This window comes from Micromonospora sp. AP08 (assembly GCF_008085935.1).
GTDB classification, from domain to species: Bacteria; Actinomycetota; Actinomycetes; order Mycobacteriales; family Micromonosporaceae; genus Micromonospora; species Micromonospora chersina.
This window is the reverse complement of the sequence record NZ_VSEZ01000018.1, coordinates 44,867-58,236: the sequence shown is the minus strand read 5'-3', so window position 1 is coordinate 58,236 and position 13,370 is coordinate 44,867. Positions and strand designations below refer to the sequence as shown.

At 72.7% G+C, this 13,370-nt stretch carries 8 protein-coding genes; 4 read left to right on the top strand and 4 right to left on the bottom strand.

What is annotated here, in order from left to right; translation table 11 throughout:
• Positions 1-103: 103 nt before the first annotated feature.
• The 3 genes from treZ to glgX are packed head-to-tail and all read right to left on the bottom strand — an operon-like array spanning position 104 to position 6,294.
• The gene (treZ, locus tag FXF50_RS24840) at positions 104-1,837 is read right to left on the bottom strand and encodes a malto-oligosyltrehalose trehalohydrolase (RefSeq protein ID WP_148431284.1); all 1,734 of its coding nucleotides are present in this window, start codon (positions 1,835-1,837) and stop codon (positions 104-106) included.
• Positions 1,834-4,170, bottom strand: a complete 2,337-nt coding sequence (treY, locus tag FXF50_RS24835) for a malto-oligosyltrehalose synthase (RefSeq protein WP_148431283.1) — start codon at positions 4,168-4,170, stop codon at positions 1,834-1,836. Before treY ends, treZ begins: the two co-directional genes overlap by 4 nt.
• Before the next feature lie 3 nt (positions 4,171-4,173).
• The gene (glgX, locus tag FXF50_RS24830; protein ID WP_148431282.1) at positions 4,174-6,294 is read right to left on the bottom strand and encodes a glycogen debranching protein GlgX; all 2,121 of its coding nucleotides are present in this window, start codon (positions 6,292-6,294) and stop codon (positions 4,174-4,176) included.
• A gap of 319 nt (positions 6,295-6,613) precedes the next feature.
• Here glgX and FXF50_RS24825 point away from each other — a divergent pair, with 319 nt between their 5' ends.
• Complete coding sequence (locus FXF50_RS24825; RefSeq protein ID WP_148431281.1) at positions 6,614-8,011, top strand: glycosyltransferase family 4 protein; 1,398 nt, start codon at positions 6,614-6,616, stop codon at positions 8,009-8,011.
• A gap of 380 nt (positions 8,012-8,391) precedes the next feature.
• Here the strand turns inward: FXF50_RS24825 and FXF50_RS24820 are convergent, their stop codons facing one another.
• Complete coding sequence (locus tag FXF50_RS24820; protein ID WP_148431280.1) at positions 8,392-9,279, bottom strand: GNAT family N-acetyltransferase; 888 nt, start codon at positions 9,277-9,279, stop codon at positions 8,392-8,394.
• 74 nt (positions 9,280-9,353) lie between these two features.
• Here FXF50_RS24820 and FXF50_RS24815 point away from each other — a divergent pair, with 74 nt between their 5' ends.
• The 3 genes from FXF50_RS24815 (at position 9,354) to FXF50_RS30160 (ending at position 13,354) form a co-directional block, all read left to right on the top strand.
• Positions 9,354-9,866 (top strand): GNAT family N-acetyltransferase, encoded by a 513-nt coding sequence (locus FXF50_RS24815; RefSeq protein WP_187399809.1) that lies wholly within the window; start codon positions 9,354-9,356, stop codon positions 9,864-9,866.
• Positions 9,867-9,928: 62 nt separating this feature from the next.
• Positions 9,929-10,348, top strand: coding sequence for an NUDIX domain-containing protein (locus FXF50_RS24810; protein ID WP_148431278.1), 420 nt, complete (start codon positions 9,929-9,931; stop codon positions 10,346-10,348).
• 189 nt (positions 10,349-10,537) lie between these two features.
• Positions 10,538-13,354, top strand: a complete 2,817-nt coding sequence (locus tag FXF50_RS30160; protein WP_148431277.1) for a M14 family zinc carboxypeptidase — start codon at positions 10,538-10,540, stop codon at positions 13,352-13,354.
• The last annotated feature ends 16 nt before the right edge of the window (positions 13,355-13,370 follow it).

The following is a 13,370-nucleotide window of genomic DNA, read 5'->3' as shown; positions in this document are numbered from 1 at the left end:
GCCGGTGGCCGCTCCCTCGGGCCGCCTGTCACCCCTGCTACGAACGCCGCCGCCCCGATCCGACACGCGCGCCGGGATTTCTCCGGGGATTGTCCTCCGCTTTTCAGAGCGCGACGATCGCGGCCGACTCCGCCGGCAGTTCGATCCCGTCCCGCATGACGGTGACCCCTTCGGAGGTGGCGAGCAGCACCCGGCGCACCACACCGGGCAGGTTGATCCGCTGCGCCTTGCCGGCCAGGTTCGCCACCACGAGGCAGCCGCCGCGGCGCATCAGCAGAAACTGGTCGCCGTGGCGTACCTCGACGTGGCTGAGCCGCGGGTCGGACAGGTCGGGGCGGCGCTTGCGCAGCGCGATGAGCCGCCGGTAGAAGTCGTACATCTCCCGGTGCTCGGGCTTGTCCAGCTCGGCCCAGTCGAGCCGGGACCGGACGAAGGTCTGCGGGTCCTGCGGGTCGGGCACGTCCCCCGCCGGCCAGCCGTGGGCGGCGAACTCCCGCCGGCGCCCGGTCGCCACGGCGGTGGCCAGCTCGGGCTCGGGGTGGCTCGTGAAGAACTGCCAGGGGGTGCTGGCGGCCCACTCCTCCCCCATGAACAGCATGGGGGTGAAGGGCGCGGTCATCAGCAGGGTGGCGCCGACGCGCAGCAGCCCGGCGGAGAGCGTGGCGGAGATCCGGTCGCCGGTGGCCCGGTTGCCGATCTGGTCGTGGTTCTGGAGGTACGCCACGAACCGGTGCCCCGGCGTGCGCTGCCGGTCGACGGGCCGGCCGTGGCTGCGGTTGCGGAAGCTGGACCAGGTGCCGGCGTGGAAGAACGCGCCGGTCAGCACGTCGGTGAGGCATTCGAGGGAGCCGAAGTCGCCGTAGTAGCCCTGCCGTTCCCCGGTGAGCAGGGTGTGCAGCGCGTGGTGGGCGTCGTCGTTCCACTGGGCGTGCAGCCCGTAGCCGCCGGCCTCCCGCGGGGTGATCAGCTTCGGGTCGTTGAGGTCGCTCTCGGCGATCAGCGACAGCGGCCGGCCCAGGTGGGTGGAGAGCGTCTCCACCTCGACCGCGACCTCCTCCAGGAGGTGGGTGGCCCGGGAGTCGGGCATGGCGTGCACGGCGTCCAGCCGCAACCCGTCGACGTGGTAGTCGCGCAGCCACATGAGCACGCTGTCGACGATGTAGCGGCGCACCCCGTCGGAGTGCGGCCCGTCCAGGTTGACGGTGCGGCCCCAGGTGTTGCTCTGCTCGGTGAGGTACGGCGCGAAGCGCGGCGCGTAGGCCCCGGAGGGCCCGAAATGGTTGTAGACGACGTCGAGGATCACCCCCAGCCCCTTCGCGTGCGCCGCGTCGACGAAGCGCTTGAGCCCGTCCGGCCCGCCGTACGGCTCGTGCGGCGCGTACCAGCAGACGCCGTCGTAGCCCCAGTTGTGCTCGCCGTTGAAGGCGTTGACCGGGAGCAGCTCGACGAGGTCGACGCCGAGGTCGACCAGGTGGTCGAGGCGGCCGATCGCCGCGTCGAAGGTGCCCTCCGGGGTGAAGGTGCCGATGTGCAGCTCGTAGAGGACGCTCCCGGCCAGCTGCCGCCCGGTCCAGCCCTGGTCGGTCCAGCCGAACGCGGCGTGGTCGTAGCGCCGGCTCGGCCCGTGCACGCCCTGCGGCTGCCAGGCCGACCGGGGGTCGGGCAGGGCCCGCTCGTCGTCGTCGAGGAGGAACGCGTAGTCGGTGCCCGGTCCGGCGCCGGGCACCTCGACCCGCCACCAGCCCTCCGGCCCGGGACGCATGTCGTGGTCGGCGACGCCGGGCAGGCGCAGCCGGACCCGGGCGGCTTCGGGCGCCCACACCGTGAACTCGGTCATGCGGCTGCCTCCACGGAGTCGGTGGGAGCGAGGAGGGCGACGGGATAGGTGCTCAGCAGATCGTGCATCAGCAGCTCAGCCCCACTGTAGACCCGACCGGTGAACACGTCCGTAACACTGTTGCCGGAAATCGCCAGCGTCGTGTCGCCCCACCCGCCGGCGCGGGCCAGCCGCAGCGGCAGCCGGGTGGCCACCGCGACGGCGCCACCCCGGTCGAAGGCCACCGCGTGCGCGCCGGCCGGGCCGTGCGCGGGCACCGGCCGGTAGCCGGTGAACAGACCCGGGCGGTCCCGCCGCAGCCGCAGGGTGCGGGAGACCACGAGCAGCTTGGCCGCGCCGTCGGCGGCCACCGCGGGCCGCCAGCCGACGTCGAGCCGGGCCAGCAGGTCCCGGCGTACGGCGAAGTCGACCGGGCGGCGGTTGTCCGGGTCGACGAGGGAGTTCTCCCACAGCTCGGTGCCCTGGTAGGTGTCCGGCACACCGGGCATGGCGAGCTGGACCAGCTTCTGCCCGAGCGAGTTGGACCAGCCGGCCGGGGTGATCTCGTCGGCGAACGCGGTGAGCTGGGCGTGCAGCTCCGGGTCGTCGTACATCCGGTCGACCAGGGCGTGCAGCTCGTGCTCGAACGCCGGGTCGGGGTCGGCCCAGCTGGTCGACGCCGACGCCTCCCGGGCGGCCTTCTCCGCGTACCCGTGCAGGCGCTCCCGCTCGATCGGCCAGGCCCCGACGGCGGTCTGCCACAGCAGGTGGGCGAGGGCCGGGTCGGCCAGCGGGGCCCGGGACATCCAGTCGGCGACCCGCTCGGCCCAGCGCCCGGGCAGCTCGGACAGGACGGCGAGCCGGGCCCGGACGTCCTCGCCGCGCTTGGTGTCGTGGGTGGAGAGGGTGGTCATGCTGGCCGGCCAGCGCACCTGCCGGGCGGCGGCGAAGCGGTGGAACTCGGCCGGTGGCACCCCGAAGTGGGCCGGGCTGCCGCCCACCTCGTTGAGCGCCACGAACCGGCTCCACCGGTAGTAGGCGGTGTCCTCCACGCCCTTGGCCATGACCGCGCCGGACAGCTGCGGGAAGCGGGCGGCCAGCTCGTGGTCGGGGTCGCGGAGCCGGGCGGTGACCGCGTCCAGCACTGCGGTCAGGTCGGGACGGCGGCGGCCGGCCTCGGCGCGGGCGGCCGCCAGATGTCGGACGCCCTCCGGCGGGTAGCCGCGGTAGACCGGGAAGCAGGCCGCCAGCTCGGCGAGGGCGGGCCGCACCTGCTCGGCGGGCAGTTCGGGGACGAGCGCGGCGAGCCGGCTCAGCTCGGCGGCGAGCAGCCGGGTGGCCGCCGCCAGCTTGGTGTCGTGGGTGAGGTCCTGCCACGAGGTGTGCCGACCGGTGAGCCGGCCGTCCAGCGCCGTGAAGTCCGCCTCGGCGTCCGGGTCGACGAAGAGCCCGCCGGCCGCCGCCAGGGCGTCGTAGCCGGTGGTGCCGTCGACCGGCCAGTCCGGCAGCTCCTCCCCGTACTCCAGGATCTTCTCCACCACCAGCCACGCGCCGGGCGCGGCGGCGCGCAGCCGGGCCAGGTAGCCGGCGGGGTCGCGCAGCCCGTCCGGGTGGTCGACCCGGATGCCGTCGAGGTCGCCGGCGGCGGCCCAGCGCAGGATCTCGGCGTGGGTGGCGCGGAAGACCTCCGGGTCCTCCACCCGGAGGCCGGCCAGGTCGGAGACGGCGAAGAACCGGCGGTACGTCAGCTCGGTGTCGCCGCGCCGCCAGTTGACCAGCTCGTAGTGCTGCCGGTCGTGCACCTCGCGCGGGGTGCCGTCCCCGGTGCCGTCGGCGATCGGGAAGCGGTGCTCGTGGTAGCGCAGCTCGCCGTCGACCACCTTGAGGTCGTCGAGGGCGTCGGGGGTGTCGGCGAGGACGGGCAGCAGCAGCCGGCCCCGGTCCCAGTCGATGTCGAACCAGTCCGCGTACGCCGAGGCCCGGCCCCGGCGCAGCACGTCCCACCAGGCTGGGTTGGCGGCCGGCCGGGCCACCCCGGCGTGGTTGGGCACGATGTCCACCACCAGGCCGAGCCCGGCCGCGCGCAACGCCCGGACGAGGCGCTGCCGGCCGCCCTCGCCCCCGAGCTCCGGGTTGACCGCGCGGTGGTCGACCACGTCGTAGCCGTGCTGGGAGCCGGGGGTGGCGGAGAGCAGGGGCGCGCTGTAGAGGTGCGTGACGCCCAGGTCGGCCAGGTAGCCGGCGAGGACGGCGGTGGCGTCGAGGTCGAAGCCGGGGCGGACCTGGACACGGTAGGTCGACCCCACCCGCGTCGTCGCCGCCGTCGTGTCGTGGGGGTGGGGGGTGTCGGGCATGGGTCAGGCCGTCCTCTCCAGGACCAGCAGCGAGCGGTCGGGGACGCACACGCTCCCGCCCGCCTCGACCGCCAGGGTCTTCTCCGGATCCGGGTCCGCGGTGCTGATGACCTGCTCCCACCGCTGCCCGAACTCGGCCGGCGGCAGGGTGAAGTCCAGCGGGGCGTCGTGCGCGTTGAACAGCAGCAGGAAGGAGTCGTCCCGGTGGCGCTGGCCGTACTGGCCGCGTTCCGGGATGCCGTCGCCGTTGACGAACAGGGCCACCGAGCGGCCGAAGTCGTTGCCCCAGTCCTCCCCGGTCATCTCCCGGCCGTCGGGCGTGTACCAGGCCAGGTCGGGCAGGGCGGTGCCGGCGGCCCGGCCGCCGACCGGCAGCCCGGTGAAGAAGCGGCGCCGCTGGAACACCCGGTGCCGCTTGCGGAAGTGCGTGAGCCGCTGGACGAAGGCGACCAGGTCCTCGTCGGCCCGTTCCCAGTCGACCCAGGCCAGCTCGCTGTCCTGGCAGTAGGCGTTGTTGTTGCCGCGCTGGGTGCGGCCCAGCTCGTCGCCGTGGCCGAGCATCGGCACGCCCTGGGAGAGGATCAGGGTGGCCAGGAAGTTGCGCCGCTGCCGGGCGCGCAGGGCCAGCACGCGCGGGTCGTCGGTCTCCCCCTCGACGCCGCAGTTCCAGGAGCGGTTGTGGCTCTCCCCGTCCCGGTTCTCCTCGCCGTTGGCCTCGTTGTGCTTGTCGTTGTACGACACCAGGTCGTTGAGGGTGAACCCGTCGTGGCAGGTGACGAAGTTGATGCTGTGGAAGGGGCGGCGCCCGTCGTCCTGGTAGAGGTCGGCGGAGCCGGAGATCCGGGAGGCGAACTCGGCCAGGGTGGCCGGCTCGCCGCGCCAGAAGTCCCGCACGGTGTCCCGGTACTTGCCGTTCCACTCGGTCCACTGCGGCGGGAAGTTGCCGACCTGGTAGCCGCCGGGGCCGACGTCCCACGGCTCGGCGATCAGCTTGACCCGGCCGACCACCGGGTCCTGCTGCACCACCTCGAAGAAGGTGGACAGGCGGTCCACCTCGTAGAACTCCCGGGCCAGGGTGGCCGCGAGGTCGAAGCGGAAGCCGTCGACGTGCATCTCGGTGACCCAGTAGCGCAGCGAATCCATGATCAGCTGGAGCGAGTGCGGGCTGCGCACGTTGAGGCTGTTGCCGGTGCCGGTGTAGTCGACGAAGTAGCGCCGGTCCTCCTCCGACAGCCGGTAGTAGCTCGGCGTGTCGATGCCCTTGAAGCTCAGCGACGGCCCGAGGTGGTTGCCCTCGGCGGTGTGGTTGTAGACCACGTCGAGGATGACCTCGATGCCGGCCGCGTGCAGCGCCTTGACCATGCCGCGGAACTCCTGCACCTGCTGGCCGAGCCGGCCCAGCGCCGAGTAGCCGTGGTGCGGGGCGAAGAACCCGATGGTGTTGTAGCCCCAGTAGTTGCGCAGCCCCAGGTCGACCAGGCGGTGGTCGTGGACGAACTCGTGCACGGGCATCAGCTCGACGGCGGTCACCCCGAGCCGCCGGAAGTACTCGATCATCACGGGTGAGGCGATCGCCGCGTACGTGCCGCGCAGCTCCTCCGGGATGTCCGGGTGGCGCATGGTCAGCCCGCGCACGTGCGCCTCGTAGATCACCGAGTGGTGGTAGGGCGTGCGGGGCGGCCGGTCGTTGCCCCAGTCGAAGTACGGGTTCACCACGACCGACTTCGGCATGAACGGCGCCGAGTCGGTGTCGTTGCGCCGGTCCGGGTCGCCGCCCACCTCGTAGTCGTAGACGGCCGGGTCCCAGGTGACCTCTCCGTCGACGGCCTTCGCGTACGGGTCCAGGAGCAGCTTGTGCGGGTTGCACCGGAGCCCGTTGGCCGGGTCCCACGGCCCGTGCACGCGGTAGCCGTAGCGCTGGCCGGGCTCGACGCCCGGCAGGTAGGCGTGCCAGACGTACGCGTCGACCTCGCGCAGCTCGACCCGCCGCTCGACGCCGGTGTCCCACTCGTCGAACAGGCAGAGCTCGACCTTCTCCGCCACCTCGGAGAAGATCGCGAAGTTGGTGCCCATCCCGTCGTAGGTGGCGCCGAGGGGGTAGCTCTCGCCCGGCCAGACCTGCATGTCGCTCCTTCGGCCATGATCATGAGCGCACCGGACGGGCGGGCCGCCGGTGCGCACGCCGCTAATGCCCCGCCGCACGCTCCGCCAATCCACCCGTTCGGACGGTAACCGAAATCCGCCCACCTGAACCCGGCTGGACCCTCAGGTGTTGTCCGTCACGATCGCCCTTTTCGAGATGCGGGTCCGCGCGGAATGGCTTTTCCTGGATAACGGACGCGCGTGCCCGCGCGGGTCCGCCCCGGCCGTTCGGCCGACCCACCACGCTCCCCACGCCGCCACTGACGCCGGCGCGCACCAGCATGCATGGACGGAGATCGATGTGACCACCCTGCGGGTCGGCGCGCAGCCCGCCACCGCGACGGACCGGACCCACCGGCCCACCCTCACCTCCCGCCCCACCATCCCGCCGCAGCCCGGCGTGCCGCCCCGGACCCGGCGCATCCTCATGCTGTCGTGGGAGTACCCGCCGGTGCTCGTCGGTGGCCTCGGCCGCCACGTGCACGCGCTCTCCGTCGCCCTGGCCGCCGCCGGCCACGAGGTCACCGTCGTCACCCGCCACGCCGAGGACGCTCCCCTGGAGGAGTACGCCGACGGCGTGCGGATCGTCCGCGCCGCCGAGGACCCGGTCACCTTCCCCCTCGCGACCGGCTCCCTGCTGGCCTGGACCATGGCGTTCAACCACACCCTCACCCGGGCCGCCCTGCGCGCCGCCGAGTCCGGCGCGTACGACGTCATCCACGCCCACGACTGGCTGGTCGCGCACACCGCCATGACCCTGCGCGAGCACCTGGACGTGCCGCTGGTCAGCACCATCCACGCCACCGAGGCCGGCCGGCACCAGGGCTGGCTGCCCGAGGAGATGAACCGCACCATCCACGGCGTCGAGCACTGGCTCGCCACCGAGTCCGGCCGGGTCATCGTCTGCTCCGGCTACATGCGCGACGAGGTGGGCGCGCTGTTCGGGGTGGACCCGACCCGGGTCGACGTGGTCCCCAACGGGGTGGAGCCGCACCGCTGGCGGGTGCCCCGCTCGGCGGTCGCCGCCGCCCGGGCCCGGTTCGCCGGGGACGGCCCGCTGGTGACGTTCGCGGGCCGGCTCGTCTACGAGAAGGGCGTCCAGCACCTGCTGGCCGGGCTGCCCCGGCTGCGCGACCGGCACCCCGGGCTGCGCGCGGTGATCGTCGGCGACGGGCCCTACCGGGCGACCCTGGAGGCCGAGGTGCACCGGCTCGGGCTCGGCGCCACCGTGAGCATGCCGGGCTTCCTGGGCGGCACCGACCTGCCCGCCGTGATGGCCGCCTCGGACTGCTTCGCCGTGCCGAGCATCTACGAGCCGTTCGGGATGGTGGCCCTGGAGGGGGCCGCCGCCGGAGCGCCGCTCGCGGTGTCCCGCACCGGCGGGCTGGCCGAGATCGTCGAGCCGGGCGTCACCGGGCTGACCTTCGCCCCCCAGGACCCGCACGGGCTCTCCGAGGCGGTGCACGCGCTGCTCTCCGATCGGGACCGGGCACGGCTGCTCGCCCGGCGCGCCCGCACCATGGTCCACGAGCAGTACGGCTGGTCCGCCATCGCGTCCCGCACCGCCGCCGCGTACGCGTCCGCCATCGCCGGCGATCCCGCGTTCACGGCCGCCCGGGCCGAGCAGCGGATGGCCGCCGGCCGGACCCTGCCCGCCCTGCCCGAGGGCAACCTGCTCGCGGCGGCCGGCCTGCGCTGACCCCGACCACGACGGCCGCCGATCCCACAGCGGGCGGCGGCCGTCGCCGTGGTCAGGGACAGCGGAAGTAGCGGTGCCTCCGTCGCGCCTCGACCGACAAGCGCCAGGCCCGGAGCAGCCTCCTGGCATGCTTCACCGGAACACCTAGTACGACAGCCGCCGTTTGGGATCATGGCTGAAGTTCGAGGTTGAGCCGGGGGTTGTAGTGGGCTCGTCGGGCTCGGGCTTGATGCTGGCGTCGCCAGCCTGACCAGTGCAAACGGAGGGCGAGGTCGCTGATCGGGCGGATGAGGCAGGCGTTGATCAGGCGGCGGACCTCGTTGATCGTGAGCTTGATCAGTCCGGTGTCGGCCGGGTCCTCGTCGGCGGCGTCGCGGTATTCACCGGGAACCGCGGTGCAGATCGGCCACCTCGTCTGACGGCGTGAAGCCGGCCGAGGCGTAGGTAGCTACGGCGCCGACGTTGGAACTCTCCACGCACACACTCGCGCTGGACGAACCCATGTCGCGAAGGGCCGCAGCGGCGGCAAGCGTGATCGCCGTGCCGTAACCATGGCCTCGGTGACTGCGGTGGACGCCCATCGGTTCCAGCAGTCCTGGCCGCCCCGGGCCGGCTGACCACACAGCCGCGACTGCCACGGCGGCGTCGTTCTGATCGAATGCGGCTAGGCAGCGTGCGTCAGCGTAGAACGGGCCACCGGCCATGGTGAGCCAACGCCCGACCGTCCGGCGCCGGTCGGCATCGGTGAAGGGCGCGCCGCGGAACGCGGACCAGTGGACGGCGAACCATACCTCGGCGCGATCGGGCTCGATCGTCTCGATGCGCAGACCGCAGTCCTTCACCGGGTCCGAGAGACCGCGGTGAAACGTTGTCCACGGCTCATCCCGCTCCCAGCCCCGCTTCAGCAGCATCTGGGTGAGAAGCTCCGCACCTCGGGCTTCGACGGTGGCACCGTCGGGAGCCAGGACACGCCCTGGGGCGTCCAGATCAGCGGCGATCTGGTGGGCCAGTGCCTCGTCATCACGCCAGTCGGGAGCGACGGCCATGCGCACCAGTTCGGGGCCGTCCAGCAGCCCGATCGCGAGAACCTCCCCGTCGCGCAACCACATCCGGATGGCAGCCGCCGTAGCCTCGGCACCACGTAACGAGTGCCAGCCGAGATCGCCGGAATGCAGATGCAGCGGTCCCCCGTCGTACTGCCACCGCTTGAGCGCGTCCACCGCTGGTGACAGCTCATCAACGCTCGGGGTGCTCAGAATGATGCTCATGGCGCACCCAAACCCAAAGAGCGGCCCGGCACCATCGATTTTCGAAGCCACCGAGTCGGCCTAGGATCGGGATGATGCAGAAGGCGGGGTTGACGGTTCGGCCGGCGAGCGTGGCGGATGTTCCGTCGTTGGTGGAGTTGCGCCTCGCCAACGCCGAGGCACATGTCGCTCTCGACCCGGAGACCTACCGCGTGCCGCAGCGTGAGGCGGTGGCGCGCCACTTCGCGGCCATGCTGGCCGGCGAGGCGAGGCGGGACGGCGTTCTCGTCGCTGACGCTCATGACGGCCGGGTGGTCGGGATGATCGAGGTGTTGCGGCAGTCCGATCCGCCGGAGCACCAGATCCTGCGTCCGGAGCCTTCGGCGCAGGTGCACACGGTGGTGCTGCCCGATGCCAGGGGACGCGGGGTGGGATCGGCGCTGCTGGCGGCGGCCCAGCGGTGGGCGAACGATCGAGGGATCGCGTACCTGTCGGCCGGTATCCACCACCGCAACATCGACGCGGTGCGCTTCTACCGCCGGCACGGCTACACCGACGCGGGTGTCTCCCTCGGCAGGCGTGTGGATCAGGTCGGCGGAGCCGACTGACGGTCCACCGGTCGACCAGGCAGCGGCCCTCCCCGAGAGGCACCGCGTGGCATGATCGCGCGATGGCCAGTTACGAAGTGGCGCTCGTCCTGCTCGTCGACGCCTCCGGCGCGGTCCTCCTGCAGCACCGCGACGAGCACGCGCCCGTCTCGCCGAACCAGTGGAGCCTGCCCGGCGGGGGAATCGAGCCCGGGGAGACGCCGGAGGAGGCCGCCCGCCGGGAACTGCTGGAGGAGACCGGCCTGACCGCGGGCGAGCTGCGTCCCCTCTGGACCGGCCCGCGCCCCTATGAGGAGGGCTTCCCGCACACGGTGACGGTCCACGTCTTCCACGGCACCACCGAAGCACGCCAGGAGGACGTGGTGTGCGGCGAGGGCCGGGCGATGGTCTTCGTTCCCCGCGACGAGGTGCTCGACCGCGAGCTGGCGGTCTCCGCCGCGTTCGTCCTGCCCCACTATCTCAGGGCACCGAGCAACTCCTGAGGCGAATCGACGGCTCATTACCAGGTCGCCGGCGCGCGGATCCACATCATCAACCAGGTGCTCGGCGACCTGCCCACCACGGGCGGGCCGGGCGGGCACCGCGCCCACTGACTCTTGCTCAGCGAAACCGCAGCTCATACGTTCGATCCAGCTCGCTCGATCTGCCCCCGAGTGAAACGAGGCATCCCGATGCGCCTGTCGAAGCGTCCACGCAGGGCGGTCCCCACGAGAAGAACGGCCGGCGTCGCCGCGCTGCTCCTGCTGGCCGGCCTGACGCCGTTGGTCGGAGGCGCGCCGGCCGGCGCCGCCCCCACGCCCCCCGGCTGCAGCGACGACCCGACCGCCCGGCTGTCCACCGTGCCCAGCCCCGAATCCGCGCTGGGCTTCCCGCTCGGCACCGGCCAGGAGCGGGTCGTCACCAACGACGAGGTCCGCGGCTACCTGAAGGCCGTCGACGCCGCCTCCGACCGCGTCGTCACCGGCGTCATGGCGACGAGCGTGCTCGGCCAGCCGCTGCCGTACGCCGTCGTCTCGAACGAGCGGCACGTCCGGCCGGGCGCGCTGCGGCAGATCGCCGACGACATCCGCGACCTGCGTGACCCGCGGCGGACGAAGCCGAAGAAGGCCGCCGAGACCGCGACCGACCGACCGGCCATCGTCTGGGTGGCCGGGAACGTGCACGGCGGAGAGAAGAGCGGCACGGACGCCGCGCTCAAGACCCTGTACGAGCTGGCGTCCGGGCTGTCCTGCGCCGTCGCCGAGCGCAACGACAACCTGGTCACCGTCATCGTGCCGACCCAGAACCCGGACGGCCGCGACGCCAGCCGCCGGCAGAACGAGTACGGCTTCGACATGAACCGGGACTGGTTCGCCCGCACCCAGCAGGAGACCGACGGCAAGATCGAACTCCTGCGGCAGTACCCGCCGCAGGTGTTCGTCGACGCGCACGAGATGGGCGGCCGGCAGTACTTCTTCCCGCCCAACGCCGACCCGATCCACCACGAGATCGCCGGCGAGAACGTCGACTGGATCAACCGGATCGGCGAGGCCAACAAGGCCGGTTTCGGCTTCAACGGCGCCTGCGGCGGCGCCGTCACCACCGAGTGCTACTTCAACTACGCCACCTACGACCTGTTCTTCATGGGCTACGGCGACACCGTCCCGGCCGCCGGCTTCGGCGCCGCCGGCATGACGTTCGAGAAGGGCAGCGCGTCGGCGGTGGCCGACCGGGTCCAGCAGCAGTTCCACACCCAGTGGTCCACCCTCGGGTGGGCCGCCGCGAACAAGCACGAGGTGCTGACCGGCTACTACAAGATCTGGACGGACGCGCTCGCCGAGGGCCGGGCCGGGACGCTGGAGCCGAACGAGGTGGTCCAGCCGACCAACACCGTCCAGTTCCCGGTGCCGGACATCAGCATCCGCTCGTACTTTCTGCTCCCCGACCGGCAGCTCGGCGACGTGCGCCGGCTGGTCGAGCGGCTGCGCGGGATGGACGTCGAGGTCTACGAGGTGACCAGGCCGACGACGGTGCCCACCGCCCGGGTCTTCGGCGGGCGCACCGCGACCGACGTCACGGTGCCCGTGGGCGCGTACTGGATCCCGATGGACCAGCCGCAGAAGCACTGGATCCAGGCGATCATGGGCGAGGACCCGTACGTCCCGTTCCCCTACTTCTACGACGTGTCGTCCTGGAGCAATCCGCTGCTCATGGGCGTGGACACCATCTACACCGGCGACGACGTCCGGCCGCACGCCAAGCTGGTCCGGCAGATCACCGGCGGCACGACCGCGGCGGCCGGGGCGAAGGGGTCGTACGCGTACCCGCTGGACTCGGCGGCGGCGGCCGAACTCACCTTCCGGCTGCTCGGCCGGGGCGTGCCGCTCGTCCGTGACCTCGCCACCGGCGTGGTCGGCTTCCCCGCGAAGAGCCTGACCCCGGAGCTCGACCGCCTGGCCCGGTCGCTCGGGGTGACCCTGAGCCCGAGCGGCGCGGCGGCCACCGGCAGTGCGGTGGACCTGCCGGACGTCGGGCTGTTCCAGGGCACCGGCATCTCCACCACCTCCGGCTCGCACGGCGAGGCCCGGTACGTGCTCGGCAAGCGGTGGGGGCTCGACCTCACGCCGGTGACCACCACCGACATCAACGACAACACCCCGGCGTTCACCGGGCGCACCGTGCTGCTCGTGCCGGACGGCAGCAGCGCGACCGGCGGGCTCACCGCCGCCGGGCAGGCCAACCTGCGGAACTGGATCGCCCAGGGGCACACCTACGTGGGCCTGCGCAACGAGGGCACCCGGATGGCCCGGGCCGCCGGCCTCACCTCCACCACCGAGAAGGCGAAGCCGGCGGACTACCGGATGATCGGGTCGCACCTGCGGGTCGACGTCGACGGCAGCAGCCCGGTCGCGCTGGGCCGCCCGGCCGAGGACTTCGAGTTCAACAACAGCGACTCGATCCTGAATCCGAGCAGCACCGGCACCAACGTCCTCACCTACCCGTCCGGCGACACCTTCTGGGCCAACGGCTACACCACGCGCAGCGAGGTGCTGAAGGGCACGGTCGCGCTGGTGGACGAGCCCACCGGCGCCGGCCGGGCCGTGCTGTTCGCGTTCAACCCGCTGTTCCGGGCGTACAACGAGAACGGGCTGCACCTGGTGGCCAACGCGCTGCTCTACCCGTCGGGCGCGGCGGCGGACCGCGGCGCCGCGCGGCGGACGACCGGTGTCGACCCCGCCCGGGCGGCCGCGGCGGCCCAGCCGGTGGCGGACGACCTGGGCGGCGAGTGGCGCCCGATCACCGTCGAGGTGTCGGCGGGTGACCGCGGTCGCGCCGAGGCGGTCGTGGCCCGGTACACCGACACCGCCCGGGTCTCCGAGGTGGACGGGTCGGCCTACCTGGTGATCCCGAACCCGGCCGGCCTCCAGGCCGACGAGCACCCGTTCCTGCGTGACGTGGTGGGCGCCCTCCGGGACGCGCGGATCCCGCTGCGTTCCCTGGTGGGCTGAGGCACCGGCCCGCATA